Genomic DNA, 15,622 nt, shown 5'->3' on the forward strand with positions numbered 1-15,622 from the left:
CATGTCGTCACGTAGCGAGCTGCTGGAGCAGCCACTGCAATCCCGCCGCAACCACTGGAACAACTGGGTTGCGTCACACGCGGAGATGAAGCCCGACCAGGCCGCGTTCCGCTTTCTCGGCCACAGTACGACCTGGCGCGAATTGCACGACCGATCGGAGGCGCTGGCCGGCGCACTGTCCCGGCGCGGTGTGAACTTCGGCGACCGTGTTCTGCTGCTCACCCTCAACCGCACCGAGTTCTTCGAAGCGGTGCTCGCCATCAATGCCCTCGGTGCCATCGCGGTCCCCGTCAACTTCCGGCTCACCCCGCCCGAGGTCGCGTTCATCGCCCGTGACTCGGGGGCTCGTGCAGTGTTCACCGAGCCTGCGCTCGCGCCGCTGGTCGCCGCGGTGCGTCAGGACGTTCCCGAACTGAGCCTGGTCGTGAACATCGGCGCCGACACCGGAGCCGACGTGCTCGGTTACGAAGAACTCGTGTCGGAGGCCGGCCCGGCCCATGCACCCGTCGATCTGCCGGAGGACACACCGTCCCTGATTCTCTACACGTCCGGAACGACGGGTGCGCCGAAGGGGGCGGTGCTGTCGCACTCGAACATGGTCGGACAGTCCATCACCTGTATCCGCGCGATGCGCTACGACAGCGGTGACGACATCGGGTTCCTCGCGTCGCCCGTGTTCCACGTGGCCGCGCTCGGTTCGGTCGCCCCGATGCTGATGCTCGGCGGTACCACGGTGATTCACCCGCTCAAGGCGTTCAACCCCACCGAGATGCTCGACGTGTGGGAGCAGGAGCGGATCACGACGGTGTTCCTCGTGCCGGTGCAGTGGCAGGCCGTCTGTGCCGACCCGACCGTCCGGGGTCGCGATCTCGCCCTTCGCGTCATCAGCTGGGGGGCGGCACCCGCATCGGATACGGTGCTGCGCGCCATGGCGGACACGTTCCCGCGGGCCCTCATCGTCGCGGTGTTCGGGCAGACCGAGATGTCGCCCATCACCTGCGTCCTCGACGGGGACGACGCGATCCGCAAGCTGGGCTCGGTGGGCAAACCGATCCCGACGATCCAGACGCGCGTCGTCGACGACGACATGAACGACGTCGCACCCGGGACCGTCGGTGAAATCGTCTACCGCGGACCGACGATGATGCTCGAGTACTGGCAGAATCCGGCCGCCACGGCGGACGCGTTCGCCGGTGGGTGGTTCCACTCCGGAGATCTGGTGCGGCAGGACGACGAAGGTTTCGTCTACGTCGTCGACAGGAAGAAAGACATGATCATCTCCGGTGGCGAGAACATCTACTGCGCCGAGGTGGAGAACGTCCTGTTCGGACATCCGCGGATCCGGGAGGCCGCCGTCGTCGGCCGGCCCGATCCCAAGTGGACCGAGGTGCCCGTCGCCGTCGTCGCACTCGACGACGATGGATCCGACCTCACCGTCGACGAACTCGCGGCGTGGCTCGACGACAAGCTTGCCCGATACAAGCATCCGAAAGACGTCGTGATCGTCGACGCACTGCCCCGGAACGCCAGTGGCAAGGTCGTCAAAGGCGAGCTCCGAAAGGCCTACGGCGCAACCGGCGTCGCGGTCGTCTGACCCCGTTTCGAACATCTCGTTGCCGGTCGCCGCTCGGCGGTGACCGGCACCGGGGGAGGACCGCGTGACATTCGAGTTGCCACCCGCCAAAGGGCCCGTGAGTCACTTCGCCAACGAAGTCGGCGCACTCATCGGATTCTCGATCGCGACTACGGTGGCCGCGGTGCGAGTTCTGGTGCGGCGCAAGCTGGCCTGGCGCGAACTGCTGGACCAGGCCTGGCGGATCGCGTCGGTCACGTCGGCGCCCGCGTTGCTGTTGATGATCCCCATCGGAGTCCTCATCGCCGTCACGATCGGTAGCCTCGCCGGTCAGCTCGGCGCCGAGGGGTACACCGGGGCGGTCGTGGGGTTCGTGATCGTCGGGCAGGCGTCCGCCCTGGTCTGCGCGCTGATGCTGGCCGGGGTCGGAGGGTCCGCGATCTGCGCCGACCTCGGTTCGCGGACGATCCGCGAAGAGGTCGAGGCCATGGAGGTCCTCGGGCTCAACGTGATCGAGCGGCTCGTGGTCCCGCGAGTGCTCGCGGCGGTGCTTGTCGGCGTCGCACTCTGCGCGATGGTCACCGCCGTCGGAGTGTCGGCCTGTTTCCTCTTCCAGGTGATCGTCCAGAACAGTTCGGCGGGAAGCTTTCTCACCGCGCTGTCCCAGTACACGCGGTTGTCGGATTTCGTGGTCGCCCTCGTCAAATCGATGGCGTTCGCGGTGACGTCGGCGCTCGTCGCCAGTTTCAAGGGGCTGCACGCCAAGGGCGGGCCCAGCGGTGTCGCCGACGCCGTCAACGAGGCCGTGGTCCTGGCCTTCATTCTGGTCTTCATCGTCAACACCGTGCTCAGTCAGCTCTATTCCGTTCTCGTCGTCCCGGTAGGTGGTTACTGATGGTCGTGAGCACCAGATGGCCCGCCGTGCACTGGGTGCGGGCCCGGGCCCGCCAGCCCCTCGACCTGATGACGGGGCTGGGCCGGGAATTCACGTTCTACGGCAGCGTGATCGCCGGAGTTCCCCTCGCGGTCGTGAAGTACTGGCGGCACATCATGCGTCAGATCGGCGACATCAGTTTCGGCGGTGCCACGCTGCTCGCCGGTGGCGGCGCGATCGGTGTCGTCTTCGCGATGTCCGCCGTCGCCGCGACGCAGGTGGGCATCGAGGGGTTGCGCGGACTGGACCTGCTCGGCATGGGATCCCTGTCCGGACTTCTGTCGGCGATCCTCAACACCCGCGAACTGGCGCCCGTGATCGCGAGCATCGCGCTCGCGGCGAAGGTCGGAACCGGGTTCACCGCCCAGCTCGGCGCCATGCGCATCTCGGAGGAGATCAGTGCGCTGGATGCGATGGCGATCCGGTCGCTGCCGTTCCTCGCGAGCACCCGGCTCGTCTCGTGCCTGATCTGTGTGGTCCCCTTGTACGTCGTCGGCCTGCTGTCGTCGTACCTGGCTTCGCGGCTCGTGATCGTCACGTTCAGCGGGCAGTCGGCCGGAACCTACGACTACTACTTCCATCTCATGCTCACCCCCACCGACGTCGTGTACTCGTTCGTCAAAGCCGTTGTGTTCGCGACGATCATCGCGCTCGTCCACTGCTCGTACGGGTACCACGCGTACGGCGGGCCCGAGGGCGTCGGCCGGGCGGCCGGACGCGCGTTGCGGACCAGCATCCTCGCCATCGGCATCGTCGATCTGCTGCTGACGCTCTCGCTGTGGGGTCTCGTCCCGTCCGCTCCCGCCCTGGGGTTGCCGTGATGCGCGGCCGGCCGGGTGGTCCGGGCAACGGCGCACTCGCCGTGCGGGGGGTGATCGGAGTGGCGGTCCTGATCCTGGGATCGGCATTGCTGGTCGGTTTCGGCACCGGTGCGATCGTCACCGATCCGGTGGTGACAGCGTCGCTTCCGGCCGACGCCGGTGCAGTGAAGTCGCACACCACGGTGTCCTACAGGGGGGCGACCGTCGGAACCGTGTCGAGTGTCGACCCTGGAATGAACGAGACCGGCATGGACATCAGTCTCCGCCCGGAACAGATGCGTCACATCCCGGCATCTGTCCAGGTGCGGGTCGTGCCCCGCACGCTGTTCGGCGACCAGACCGTCGAGCTGGTGTCGACCGCCGGAACCGGCGGCGCCCGACTCGAGGCCGGCGCGCGGCTGCAACCCGACACCTCGGCCGAGACCGTCCAGATGTACGACCTGTACTCGAAGGTCTACGACATGCTGTCGCGGGTGAAGCCCGAGCAGATGCAGGCCGCACTCAGCGCCGTCGCCGACGCGCTGCGCGGCCGCGGCGAGCAGCTGGGGCACACCATCGACAGCCTCCACACGGTCGCGACGTCGACCGCGCCACTCGTGGATTCGGTCGCGGAGCGGGCGCCGCAGATCGCCCGGATCAGTGAGCAACTGGCCGCGGCCGCACCGGACGTCCTCGCCACCTTGGACGCCGCGGTGTCTCTGTCGAACACCCTCGTCGAGAACACCGACAGCTTCACCGGTTTCCTCGCCGCCTCGCTCGTCGTGTCGAGGAACTCCGGCGACGTCCTGGAACAGAACGCGGACAACATGATCGCGGTGGCCCTGAACGTCTCGCCGACCCTGGGCACCCTGGCCGGCAAGTCCGATCTGCTGCGGGCCACCCTCGACGAGGCAGGCCCGTTCGGCGAGGCCGGCGCCGCCGTATTCTCCACCGGCAAGTTCGCGGTCCGCGTCGCCGCGGACCTGTCCAATCCGCGGCCCTACACGTCGGCCGACTGCCCGCAGTATCCCGGCATGGAGGGACCGAACTGCGGGGGAGGTGGCGGAGGATGAGCGTCCGGAACTCGGCAATCAAACTGGTGGTCTTCGCAGTCCTCGGCATCCTCTCGGCAGTGCTCGTGGTGAACACTCTGCGGGTGCCGGTCGAGGGGAAGACCGTCACGTACAAGGCGTTGTTCACCGACGCCCAGGGCGTCACCCCCGGCAGCGACGTCACCATTGCCGGTGTGCGGGTGGGACGTGTCGATTCGATCGACATCGTCGATGGCGACGCCGGGAGTGCCACCGCCCTGGTGGACTTCGAGGTGCAGCGCGATCAGGAACTTCCCGCCGACACCACCGTCGCCATCCGATACGGCGACCTGCTCGGGGTCCGGTATCTCGATCTCGCGCCCGGGCCGTCGGGCGAGGGCACGCTCGGGGATGGCGACACGATTCCGCTCGACCGAACGTCCCCCGCACTCGATCTCACCAGTCTCTTCAACGGATTCAAGCCACTGTTCGACGCCATCGACCCGAAACAGGTCAACGCACTCGCCACCGAAGTTGTCGCCGTGTTCGACGGCAGGAAAACGAGCATGGAAACTCTGCTGCGCAGGGTGGCGGACGTCACCGGCAACCTGGCGAATCACGATCAGCTGATCGGCGATCTCATCCGAAACCTCGAGGTGGTGGTGGGAACGGCGGCGGCGCGGGGTCCCGAGCTGTCCCACCTCGTCGAGCGCCTCACCCAATTCACCGGAATGCTCGCCGAGAACAACGAGGTTCTCATGGACACCCTCGATCAGAGTGCGGCGGTGAGCCGGTCGGCGCTGCAGATGGTGGACGGCCGCGTCCCGGAGCTCAGCCGCACCGTGGAACAGCTCCAGTCACTGACGGGGGCAATGCTGGGCGCCAACCCGGAATTCGATCACCTGATGGTGGCCATGCCGGAATTCTTCTCGTCCGTCGACCGCTCGGGCTCGTACGGCTCGTGGCTCAACATCTACCTGTGCACCTTCATCGTCAACGTCGACGGTCGCGAAGGCGTCCTCGGTCCCGACCTGCATTCGAGGTACTGCCAATGAGTGTCACCGAGAAGGTGCGCGACGTCTGGGACTCGCTGGCCGGAAATCAGCGAGTGCGGCCGGTCAACCCGCTGATCGTCGGGATCGCAGGAGTTCTCGCGGCAACGCTGGCGCTCGCGCTTGTTCTGGTGATCCCGCGGGTGAGCTTCGCCGTCCGGACGGACGGCTACACGGCCGAACTCGCGAACGCTGCGGGCCTGACCGATTCGGACTACGTGTACGTGGCGGGCGTCCCCGCCGGCCGGGTGACCGCAGTGGACCTGGCAGGCGATCACGTGGTCGTGCACTTCCGGCTCGACGGTGAGCGTCACCTCGGATCGACGACGTCCGCGGGAGTGAAGCTGTCGACCATCCTGGGCAAGCGATATCTGGACGTCGCGCCGTCGGGGCCGGGAGATCTGGGGGACGACGGGGTGATCCCACTCCGCCGCACCAGCGTTCCGTACTCGCTCGACGACATCGGGTCGTCCGCGATCGAGACGGCGGACGAACTCGACCTCGGGGGACTACAGAAGATGCTCGCTGTCGTGACGGACACGTTGCCGCAGGACGCGAACCTGAACCGGGAGGCACTGGCGGGTGTGAGTGCGGCGTCCGCGATCCTGGCGAAGAACGCCGATCAGGTCACGCAACTGCTCGACAGCTCGCGGACACTCACGGACGTGCTGGTCGGTCAGCAGGATCAGCTCGCCACCCTGCTCGGTAACGCGGACGTCGTGATGAACACGCTCGCCACCCGGCGTGCGGCCATCCGCCAGATGGTCGACGATCTCCAGGCGCTCGTCGCACAGGCATCCCAGTTCCTGGGCGAGAACACCGCCGAGCTGGATTCACTGCTCGCCAACGCGAGACAGGTGACGGACCGGCTGCAGGCCAACCTCGCGAACCTCGACGCGCTCCTGACCACGGGTGCGCCGGCCGCGAGGGCACTCGTGAACGCGACCGGGACCGGCGACTGGGCTGACGTCTCGGCGCCGTCGGCAGTCATCGCCGACAACCTGCTCTGCGTCGTCGGGCTGATCACGGGGTGCTCGTGAACGCGGGCGTCGCGCGCAGGGCCGCCGGGATCGGTGGCGTGCTCGCCCTCGTGGTGGCGATCGTCGTGGCCGGCTGGCTGCTGATCTTCCGCACGTCGTCCACCGTTGTGCATTCCGAATTCGCCTACGTCAACGGCGTGTTCCCCGGCACCAAGGTCTCGGTGCTCGGGGTCCCGGTCGGCACCGTCGAGGCGGTCGAGCCGAGGGGCGCGACCGTGATGCTCACGATGTCCGTCGCGTCGGACGTCGTGCTCCCCGCGGGCGTGAACGCGTACGTGCTGGTGACGTCCGCGATCGGTGAGCGCTTCGTCGAACTCGGTCCCGCGTACACCGGCGGCCCGGTGTTCGAGAGTGGGCAGACCATTCCACCCGAACGTAGTCATTCGCCCATCACCTGGGACCAGCTGATGGACAGCGTCGACACCGTCGTCAAGGCGCTCGGCCCGAACGGAGGCGACGCCGGCGCCGCGATCTCCGCTGCCGCCGCGTCCACGGACGGCCTCGGTCCCGCGATGAACGACGCCATCCGCACACTGTCGCAGGTGAGTTCGGTGATCGCAGGCAACAGCGCGGACGTCGGCGCGCTTGTCGACAACCTCGAGGTGCTCGTGAACACGATCTCGTCGCGTCAGGCGCAGGTCGATTCACTCGCCGGTTCGCTCACCGCGATCGGGGACGAGTTCGCCGGCCAGCAGTTCGCGATCGGCGACACGGTGAACCAGTTGTCCGCGCTCCTGAACCAGATCGACCAACTCGTGTCCGCCCGGGGCGGCGACGTCGCCGCCGGCATCGACAACCTCGCCGGAGTGAGCGAAGTGCTGCAGAGGCACGACACCGACCTCGCCGAGATCATGGATCTGGTGCCCTTGCTGATCGACAACATCCAGCGTGCGGTCACCCCGGACCAGCGTGCCCGTATCCGGCTGAACATCTCCACGAACCTGGCGCAGGCCGAGCCGACGTCCCCGCTCTGCGCGGTAGTCGATCCGATCCTCTGCCGCGGAGCGGGAATCACCAACCCGATTCAGTTTCCGCCCAGCATGTCCGACCCGTTCGGGCTGCGCGAACTCATGGTCGGAGGACGATGACGATCCGGATGAGAACGAAGTCGCTGACGGCGGCGCTGATCGTCGGTGTCGCGCTGCCGGTCGCAGGGTGTTCGCTGAGCCTGCAGGAACTGTCGGTGGGCCGTTCGCCGGACGGTCCGTCGTATCAGATCTCTGCGCAGTTCGACGGAGTCGATCGCGTCGTCCCGGGCGCCGAGGTCCGAGTGGGTCAGGAAGTGGTGGGCCGCGTCTCGGACGTGTCGACCCGGGACTTCACCGCTCACATCGAGATGCGGATCCGCGACGACGTCCCGATACCGCGGGATGCGACCGCCCGGATCGAATTGCCCACCGCCCTCGGCAATCCCTTCGTCCGACTCGACGTCGGGGACGCGACGGGCGTGCCGATGAGCGAGGGCGACACCATTCCACTGGACCGGACCTCGCGCGGTCCCGACATCGAGAGTGGGCTGGCGGCGCTGGCCACCGTGCTGAACGGCAGCGGCATCGATCAGATGCACGCCATCATGAACGAATTGACCGTCGCCTTCACGGGCCGCTCGGACAAGGTCCGGGAACTGGTGGACATGCTGAACGACTCGCTGGGGGTCGTCGACGACCATCGGGACGAACTCGACCGGGCGATGGTGGCGTCCAATGCCTTCGCGGCGGAACTCGCTGCCGGGCAACCGATCCTCGACCGGGCGATGACCGGCCTGGCGCCGGCGGTGGATCTCCTGGTGTCGCAACGAGATCAGATCATCGCGCTGATGGGAGAGGCGTCCCGTCTCAGCCGCGAGGCGCAACACGTCCTCGGCAGCGCCGGATCCGAATTGTCGGCCGAGATCAGCGACGCGGGGGCCGTGCTCACGGCACTCGACGGGTTCGAGTCACAACTCGCGCCGACATTGAATTCGGTGGCGACGTTCCTCGGTGGATTCGCCGCGGCCACACCCGGCGATTACACGACGTTCGACGGAACGTTCGACGTCACCGCGGTCATCGCCAAGCTGCTCACCGGATCGGCTCCGCTCGAGGTGCCGGAAGCCCGCACACTGCCCGAGGTACTCGGCGGAGGCGTCCGATGATGACACGTCACGTCGTGGCGCAGCTGGTCCTGTTCCTCGTGATCTCGATCGCCGCGATGTTGTTCGGGCTGCGGTACGTCACCGGCCCGGACACGTTCGGAAGTCCCATTCACCTGAGTGCCCGGCTCGACCACGCCGCCGGCCTCGCCCAGGGAGCGTCCGTCAATTATCGCGGCGTCGGAGTGGGCACGATCAGCTCCGTCGACGTGAACCCCGAAGGGACGGGCGTCGTCCTCGGCATCGAACTGCATCCCGGTACGCAGGTGCCGGCCGGTTCGACCGCGAAGATCACCACCGAGAACGCGATCGGCATCCAGGCGCTCGACATCATGCCCGACGGCGCGGACCCGCCGTACCTCGCGGACGGAGGCGTCGTCGAGGTTCCGGAGAAGGGAATCCCGCGATCGCTCAACGCGACCCTCGTCGAGACCACGGACCTCGTGAACTCGATGGACGTCACCGCACTGTCCTCGCTGGCCGACACGTTCGGCACCGCCTTCGGGGGCACGGGACCCGACCTGCAGAACCTGCTCGACGGTTCCGCCGAGATCGCCCGGACACTCGAAACCCGCACCGACGCACTGTCGACCATCGTGAACAAGGGCATGCCGCTCCTGGACACGGCGGACGGCCTCACCGCCGCTCTGCCGGAATCGGCGAGTACCGCCCGAAGCGTCCTCGAGCAATTGCGGGCCCACGACTCCGCGCTCGTCGACCTGCTCGTGCGCTCGCCCCAGACGATGGCGAGCCTGGACTCGTTGCTGTCGGGAAATCAGGACTCACTGAGCGCCTTGATGGCAAATCTGGTTCTCCCCACCCGGATCGTCGGTGACCGCACACCCTCCCTCGACTACGGCCTGACGATCATGCCCGGCGCGCTGTCGAAGATCGCGTCGATCGAGAAGGGTGGACTCGCCGACCTTCTCTTGGTCGGAACGCAGGGGCCGATGTGCGTGTACGACGCCCCGCGTCGTCTGGTGACCGACGCGGAACCGAGTCAGCCCGCTCTGGACTGGACGTGTCAGTCGCAGCAGTACCTGGAGCAGCGGGGCGCCGTGAACGTTCCACGTCCGGACGACCTGGGTCAGGAGAACGCGACGAGGAACGGCGGCGTCTATGGACCCCCGGCCGCGGACGATCCGCTGGTGATCGAGCCCCCACTGACAGGGCACACCCCGCGCTAGGAGCAGTTCTATGCCGGGTTGCCCGCGGCCCGGCGATAGCCGCGCACCGCCGGGTAGGTGAAGATCAGCAGCCCGGCGAGCGACCACGCGACGGTCTTGAGCAGTGGTTCCGCGACGGGTCCGCCCATCGACAGTCCCTTCATCGCGTCGATCGCGCACGACATCGGCTGGTTCTCCACGAACGGCTGAAGCCAGGTGGGGTAGGCGCCGGTGGGTACGAATCCCGAGTTGAAGAACAGCAGGAGAGTGCACAGCAGGGAGAGGAGTTCGACGAGCGGCGCCTTCGCCGCGTTGACGGCGAGGGCGGTCACCATCGTCGCGAAACTCACCCCGAACAGCAGCGGCAGGAGCATCAATGCGATACCGGCGAGAATGCCCTGATCGAACCGGAACCCGATGGCGAAACCGACGGCGATGATCAGCACCGTGGTGAGCATGATCCGCACGGATTCGGCCATGAGACGGCTGAGCAGGCCCGACGCGCGGTGGACGGGCAGCACCCAGAACCGGCTCAGGAGCCCGTCCGCCCATTCCTTCTTCAGCGACAGACCGCCCGCGATGGATCCGAACATCGCGCCGACGAGCGTGATCATCGGAACGGTCCCGAAGACGCTGTTGACCCCGGTGGCCTTGGTGATCGAGATCCCGAGCACCGCCCAGAACATCAGCAACATCAACGACGGGTACACGATCGCCTGCAGCATGGTGTACGGGTCGCGCGCCCAGCGGAGCAGAAGTCGTCTGGTCTGCAGCAGACTGTGCGAGAAGAGCGCGGCGAGGGAATTCTCCGGGTGGGGTTCGAGCACCTCGGGGAATGTCACCGTCGCCGGTGTGTCGGATCGGTACTCGGTGGTCATCCGCGCCTCACATTCGACCAGATCGACAACGGAATGAAGACCAGCGCCAGCCCTCCGCACCACAACAGCGTGGGTGTCAGCTGCTGGAACGTGATCGTGCCTTCCGTCATGGCACGCATGGACGTGGAGAACTGCGAGATGGGCTGATTCCGCACGAAGCCCTGCGCCCACTCCGGGAACTGCGTCACCGGAACGAAACCGGACGAGAACATGCCGAGGATCAGCTGGGGGAGCGTCAGCGCCTGACTGGTGACCTCGGGACTCCGGGTCAGGGTGCCGAGGGCGTCGGCACCCGTCGTGAGCGTGAACCCGATCAGCATCGCCAGCCCGCAGAACGCCGCGGTCAGCCCGAATCCGCCGGCGAACCGGAAGCCGATCGCGTATCCGTAGCCGATCGCGGCGACGAGTGAGATCGTCGAATGCACGAGGGAGGCGGTCATGCGCGAGGCCAGCGGGACCGCCGCCCCGACCGGCATTGTCTGGAACCGGGAATTCATGCCGTTCGACGCCTCGGTGGCCCCGCGGTGCGCCGCCGAGATCGCGGTGAACGCCATGGCCTGCAGGACGATGATCGGCATGACGAACTGTGCGTAGTCGATGCCCTGGAACTTCATCACCAGCCGCAGCGGCAGATAGAAACCGAGCGTGAAGATCAGTGGAGCGAACACCGCGATGAAGAACTGACCGAACACCCACATCGTGTGCAGGTTCCGCTGGGACAGCGCAATCCACTGCTGGACGGTCGACGGATGCGGCCGCCGGTGCTTGCCCTCGAGGGCACTCTCGAATCCGAGCTGGGCGGGCGCCGTCACGACGGCAGGCTCTCGTCGACGCGGACGTGACCGGTGAGGGAGAGGAAGACGTCGTCGAGGGACGGGCGCCGTAGGGCGATGTCGGCGAGCGTGACCCCGGCGAGGTCGAGGCGGCGCAGAACCTCGGCGAGGGTCTGGGCGCCGTGTTCGGCGGGAATCGACAACCGGTCGGTGCCTTCTTCGATGACCCGGCCGGGTGGGCACAGGCTCGTGAGGATCTCCCGGACGCGCGGCAGGTCGTCGAGACTCACCGGGACGACCTCGCAGTAGCTTCCGCCGGTCCGGGCCTTCAGTTCGTCGGCCGTGCCCTCGGCGATCACGGTGCCCTTGTCGATGACGACGATGTTGTCGCTCAGCAGGTCGGCCTCTTCGAGGTACTGCGTGGTCAGCAGGATCGTGATGCCCTGCTGCTTCAGCGCGGACACGAGGGACCACACGCCCTGACGGCTGCGGGGGTCGAGGCCGGTGGTGGGCTCGTCGAGGAACACCACCTCGGGGCGGATTACCAGGCCACAGGCGATGTCGACGCGCCGGCGCATACCGCCGGAATACCCGGACACCTTCCGGTCTCCCGCTTCGAGCAGATCGAACTGGGTCAGAAGATCCTGCGCGCGCGATTTCGCGGACGCCTTGGGCAGGCCCATCAGGCGGCCGAAGAGCACCAGATTCTCGCGGCCGGTCAGCGACTCGTCGAGGGCGGCGTACTGGCCCGTCATCATGATGCTGCGACGGACGTTCGCCGACTCCTCGACGACGTCGTGTCCGGCGACGAACGCGCGGCCCGCATCGGGTCGCAGCAGAGTCGACAGCACGTTGACGGTGGTGGTCTTCCCTGCGCCGTTGGGGCCCAGGATGCCCAGGACCGTGCCGCGGGGCACCTCGAAGCTCACACCCCGCAACGCTGCTACGTCACCGAAGGATTTCTCGATTCCCTCGACAAGAACGGCCGTGTCAGGTGCTGGCATGTCCCGAGTATGTCACGCGAAGAGGGCGATCAAGGCAGACCGGGGAACACCTTCGCGCCCGACGAAGGGGAGGGCAAAACTTCTGTAACGCGTAAAGACAGGTACACGATAAATCCCGGACGTTTGTACCACTTCGACCCCGGCGACCACGGCGGAAACCGATCCCGTCCGGCCGGAAGGTCGTGCGGTGCCGCGACGTTCCGGCTCCGGGGAAGTGCCACAGGGCAATTCGGGTCACCAGCGCGAACGCCGGAACGAATGTGAGCTTCGACATGCGCCTTTCGCGTTCTACCGCGGCGTGACCCACGTCGTGATGTCGGCGTGTACCACCTCTACTCCCTGTCGGTCGAAGATGCGCACGGGCACGACCACGTCGGTGCCCTCGGTGATCGCGGCGAAGTCCGGCAGCTCCGGCAGTTCCGCGACGGCGCGCAGCGTTCCGTTCGCCTTGGAGAGGTAGTCCACCGTCATCGACTTCGGGATCCACCGATGGGTCGACGGCACGGTCGCCTCGGACAGCATGCCCATAGCGGCCTCGGCGAGGTTGCACGCCGCGATCGCGTGGAACGTGCCCAGGTGGTTGCGGACGCCCCACCACTTCGGTGCGCGGACTTCGCAACGGCCCGGCCGCATCTCGACGACGCGGGGGAGTACTGAGCCGAAGTAGGGGACGCGCAGACACATGCCGACGGAGAAGAGGGCGTGTCCGAGCGCGTTGTCGGGGAGCTTCTGCCACGCGGCGAACGTGGGACTCGAGGTGGTCATCCCCCTATCTTACTTCATAGTAAGTTCGAACGAGCGCGGGAGGTATCGAGCCCGGTTTGAAGTCTTCCGCCCGGTACGGCATACTGGTCGGGTTGCCTTGTCTGGGACGCGATCGTTTGCGGCCCGAAACAGGTGGGGTGAAACGTCGCGATGTAGATCAAATGACCTGCTCGCGGCCACATGCAAGACGGAAGCAGTACCTACTGGCACTCGAATTCGAGTGCATCCGGTGCGCGTTCCCGGCCCGAATGGCTGAAAAGTTCCGGGTCGGAGAATGAGTGGGAGGGCGACACGCCCGACCGCGTGTACCGGAGAACCATGACAGATGAACAGCGGCAGCGGATCGGGTGTGTCCCGGTCGCCTAGCGTTCGGACAGTTGCGGCCCAGGTAAGGGACTGTGCAGACGAGGTAGTTCGGCCCGACTCGGGTGGGACTACGAAACGCGGCAAGAAAAGGACACTAAGCGTGGCGGGACAGAAGATCCGCATCAGGCTCAAGGCCTACGACCATGAGGCGATCGACGCGTCAGCGCGCAAGATCGTCGAGACGGTGACCCGTACCGGGGCCCGCGTCGTTGGACCCGTGCCGTTGCCGACCGAAAAGAACGTGTACTGCGTCATCCGTTCGCCGCACAAGTACAAGGACTCGCGCGAGCACTTCGAGATGCGTACTCACAAGCGGCTTATCGACATTCTCGACCCGACGCCCAAGACGGTTGACGCGCTCATGCGCATCGACCTTCCGGCCAGTGTCGACGTGAACATTCAGTGAGCGCGGCGGAGACAAAAACAATGACTGATACCAAGATCAAGGGAATCCTGGGCACCAAGCTCGGCATGACCCAGGTCTTCGACGAGAACAACCGGGTCGTTCCGGTCACCGTCGTGAAGGCCGGACCGAACGTCGTGACCCAGATTCGTACCGAAGAGCGTGACGGCTACAGCGCCGTGCAGCTCGCGTTCGGCGCCATCGACCCGCGCAAGGTGAACAAGCCGACTTCCGGCCAGTTCGCCAAGGCCGGCGTCACCCCGCGCCGCCACGTTGTGGAGCTCCGCGTTGCCGACACCTCGGAGTACGAGGTCGGCCAGGAACTTACCGCCGAGGTCTTCGAGGACGGCGCCTACGTCGACGTCACCGGAACCAGCAAGGGTAAGGGCTTCGCCGGAACCATGAAGCGCCACGGCTTCGCCGGTCAGGGCGCATCGCACGGTGCGCAGGCCGTGCACCGTCGCCCCGGTTCCATCGGTGGTTGCGCCACTCCGGGCCGCGTGTTCAAGGGCATGCGCATGTCCGGCCGCATGGGTAGCGACCGCATCACGACGCAGAACCTCTCCGTTCACAAGGTGGACGCCGAGAACGGCCTGCTGCTGATCAAGGGTGCGATCCCCGGCCGCAAGGGCGGCCTCGTGATCGTCAAGAGTGCAGTGAAGGGTGGTGCACGAGCATGACCAGCACCGAGACATCGACGACCAAGCTGACGCTGGACGTCAAGGTCGCCGGCGGCAAGACCAACGGCACCGTCGATCTCCCCGCGGAGATCTTCGACGCGCCTGCCAACATCGCGCTTCTCCACCAGGTTGTCGTCGCGCAGCTCGCTGCTGCACGTCAGGGAACCCACTCCACCAAGACCCGCGGCGAGGTTCGCGGCGGTGGCAAGAAGCCGTACCGCCAGAAGGGCACCGGCCGCGCTCGTCAGGGCTCGACCCGTGCGCCGCAGTTCGCCGGCGGTGGCACCGTCCACGGCCCGCAGCCGCGCGACTACAGCCAGCGGACCCCCAAGAAGATGAAGGCCGCCGCCCTGCGCGGAGCCCTCTCCGACCGGGCCCGCAACGAGCGCATCCACGTGATCACCGAACTGGTTGCCGGTCAGACTCCGTCCACGAAGTCCGCCCGCACCTTCATCGGCGAGATCTCGGACCGCAAGAAGGTCCTGCTCGTCGTCGGACGCGAGGACATCGCGGCCTGGAAGAGCGTGCAGAACCTGGACGGCGTGCACCCCATTGCACCCGACCAGCTCAACACCTACGACGTGCTCAACAGCGATGACGTCGTGTTCAGCGTCGAGGCGCTGAACTCGTTCATCCACGGGCCCGCCGAGACCGCCCAGGAAGAGAACAAGGAGGAGGGCAAGTGAGCACCATCGCCGATCCCCGCGACATCCTGCTCGCCCCGGTCATCTCCGAGAAGTCCTACGGACTGATCGAGGAAGGCACCTACACCTTCCTGGTGCACCCGGACTCGAACAAGACGCAGATCAAGATTGCCGTCGAGAAGATCTTCGGCGTCACCGTGACCAGCGTCAACACCGCCAACCGTCAGGGCAAGCGCAAGCGGACCCGGTTCGGTTACGGCAAGCGCAAGGACACCAAGCGCGCGCTCGTGACCCTCTCGGCCGACAGCAAGCCCATCGAGATCTTCGGAGGACCGGTCGCGTAAAGCGCCCGGGACTTGACGAGACATAGAGGACGAGAAGA

Annotated in this window: 17 protein-coding genes; 13 read left to right on the top strand and 4 right to left on the bottom strand. The window is 66.6% G+C overall.

Translation table 11 applies throughout. From position 1 onward, the window contains the following. Nucleotide 1 precedes the first annotated feature (1 nt). The 9 genes from fadD5 to ACFVJ3_RS10180 all read left to right on the top strand — a co-directional run bounded on the left by fadD5 (nucleotide 2) and on the right by ACFVJ3_RS10180 (nucleotide 9,748). A complete protein-coding gene (fadD5, locus tag ACFVJ3_RS10140) occupies nucleotides 2–1,594 on the top strand; it encodes a fatty-acid--CoA ligase FadD5 (protein WP_378451948.1) in 1,593 nt (530 codons plus the stop codon). Between the two features lie 64 nt (nucleotides 1,595–1,658). Further along, complete coding sequence (locus tag ACFVJ3_RS10145; protein WP_378451949.1) at nucleotides 1,659–2,468, top strand: MlaE family ABC transporter permease; 810 nt, start codon at nucleotides 1,659–1,661, stop codon at nucleotides 2,466–2,468. Beyond that, nucleotides 2,468–3,328, top strand: a complete 861-nt coding sequence (locus ACFVJ3_RS10150) for an MlaE family ABC transporter permease (protein ID WP_378451950.1) — start codon at nucleotides 2,468–2,470, stop codon at nucleotides 3,326–3,328. The genes ACFVJ3_RS10145 and ACFVJ3_RS10150 overlap by 1 nt, the downstream gene beginning before the upstream one ends. After that, on the top strand, nucleotides 3,328–4,380 hold the full coding sequence (locus tag ACFVJ3_RS10155) for an MCE family protein (RefSeq protein ID WP_378451951.1): 1,053 nt from the start codon (nucleotides 3,328–3,330) through the stop codon (nucleotides 4,378–4,380). The genes ACFVJ3_RS10150 and ACFVJ3_RS10155 overlap by 1 nt, the downstream gene beginning before the upstream one ends. Continuing rightward, nucleotides 4,377–5,393, top strand: a complete 1,017-nt coding sequence (locus ACFVJ3_RS10160) for an MCE family protein (protein WP_378451952.1) — start codon at nucleotides 4,377–4,379, stop codon at nucleotides 5,391–5,393. Before ACFVJ3_RS10155 ends, ACFVJ3_RS10160 begins: the two co-directional genes overlap by 4 nt. After that, entirely contained in the window at nucleotides 5,390–6,430 is a 1,041-nt protein-coding gene (locus ACFVJ3_RS10165; protein WP_378451953.1) for an MCE family protein, read from the top strand. Before ACFVJ3_RS10160 ends, ACFVJ3_RS10165 begins: the two co-directional genes overlap by 4 nt. Continuing rightward, nucleotides 6,427–7,518: an MCE family protein gene (locus ACFVJ3_RS10170; protein WP_378451954.1), complete on the top strand. Its 1,092-nt coding sequence runs from the start codon at nucleotides 6,427–6,429 to the stop codon at nucleotides 7,516–7,518. The genes ACFVJ3_RS10165 and ACFVJ3_RS10170 overlap by 4 nt, the downstream gene beginning before the upstream one ends. An 8-nt stretch (nucleotides 7,519–7,526) precedes the next feature. Beyond that, entirely contained in the window at nucleotides 7,527–8,564 is a 1,038-nt protein-coding gene (locus tag ACFVJ3_RS10175) for an MCE family protein (RefSeq protein WP_378451955.1), read from the top strand. Continuing rightward, on the top strand, nucleotides 8,561–9,748 hold the full coding sequence (locus tag ACFVJ3_RS10180) for an MlaD family protein (protein WP_378451956.1): 1,188 nt from the start codon (nucleotides 8,561–8,563) through the stop codon (nucleotides 9,746–9,748). Before ACFVJ3_RS10175 ends, ACFVJ3_RS10180 begins: the two co-directional genes overlap by 4 nt. Before the next feature lie 8 nt (nucleotides 9,749–9,756). Here ACFVJ3_RS10180 and ACFVJ3_RS10185 read toward each other — a convergent pair whose 3' ends face one another. From ACFVJ3_RS10185 to ACFVJ3_RS10200, 4 genes are all read right to left on the bottom strand, one after another. Then, entirely contained in the window at nucleotides 9,757–10,605 is an 849-nt protein-coding gene (locus ACFVJ3_RS10185) for an ABC transporter permease (protein WP_378451957.1), read from the bottom strand. Further along, the gene (locus tag ACFVJ3_RS10190) at nucleotides 10,602–11,417 is read right to left on the bottom strand and encodes an ABC transporter permease (RefSeq protein ID WP_378451958.1); all 816 of its coding nucleotides are present in this window, start codon (nucleotides 11,415–11,417) and stop codon (nucleotides 10,602–10,604) included. Before ACFVJ3_RS10190 ends, ACFVJ3_RS10185 begins: the two co-directional genes overlap by 4 nt. Next, nucleotides 11,414–12,382: an ATP-binding cassette domain-containing protein gene (locus tag ACFVJ3_RS10195; RefSeq protein ID WP_378451959.1), complete on the bottom strand. Its 969-nt coding sequence runs from the start codon at nucleotides 12,380–12,382 to the stop codon at nucleotides 11,414–11,416. The genes ACFVJ3_RS10190 and ACFVJ3_RS10195 overlap by 4 nt, the downstream gene beginning before the upstream one ends. A 288-nt stretch (nucleotides 12,383–12,670) precedes the next feature. Next, nucleotides 12,671–13,147, bottom strand: a complete 477-nt coding sequence (locus ACFVJ3_RS10200) for a hotdog fold domain-containing protein (RefSeq protein ID WP_378451960.1) — start codon at nucleotides 13,145–13,147, stop codon at nucleotides 12,671–12,673. A gap of 466 nt (nucleotides 13,148–13,613) precedes the next feature. Between ACFVJ3_RS10200 and rpsJ the strand changes: the two genes are divergently transcribed. Genes rpsJ through rplW form a run of 4 tightly spaced genes read left to right on the top strand, consistent with a single transcriptional unit; the run spans nucleotide 13,614 to nucleotide 15,584 of the window. Then, nucleotides 13,614–13,919, top strand: coding sequence for a 30S ribosomal protein S10 (rpsJ, locus tag ACFVJ3_RS10205; RefSeq protein ID WP_003938093.1), 306 nt, complete (start codon nucleotides 13,614–13,616; stop codon nucleotides 13,917–13,919). Between the two features lie 20 nt (nucleotides 13,920–13,939). Next, nucleotides 13,940–14,596 (top strand): 50S ribosomal protein L3, encoded by a 657-nt coding sequence (gene rplC / locus ACFVJ3_RS10210; RefSeq protein WP_009479366.1) that lies wholly within the window; start codon nucleotides 13,940–13,942, stop codon nucleotides 14,594–14,596. Beyond that, complete coding sequence (rplD, locus tag ACFVJ3_RS10215; protein WP_378451961.1) at nucleotides 14,593–15,282, top strand: 50S ribosomal protein L4; 690 nt, start codon at nucleotides 14,593–14,595, stop codon at nucleotides 15,280–15,282. The genes rplC and rplD overlap by 4 nt, the downstream gene beginning before the upstream one ends. Further along, a complete protein-coding gene (rplW, locus tag ACFVJ3_RS10220; RefSeq protein WP_005239632.1) occupies nucleotides 15,279–15,584 on the top strand; it encodes a 50S ribosomal protein L23 in 306 nt (101 codons plus the stop codon). The genes rplD and rplW overlap by 4 nt, the downstream gene beginning before the upstream one ends. The last annotated feature ends 38 nt before the right edge of the window (nucleotides 15,585–15,622 follow it).

The sequence above is a fragment of the Rhodococcus sp. NPDC127593 genome, assembly GCF_042671975.1.
Classification (GTDB): Bacteria; Actinomycetota; Actinomycetes; order Mycobacteriales; family Mycobacteriaceae; genus Rhodococcus_F.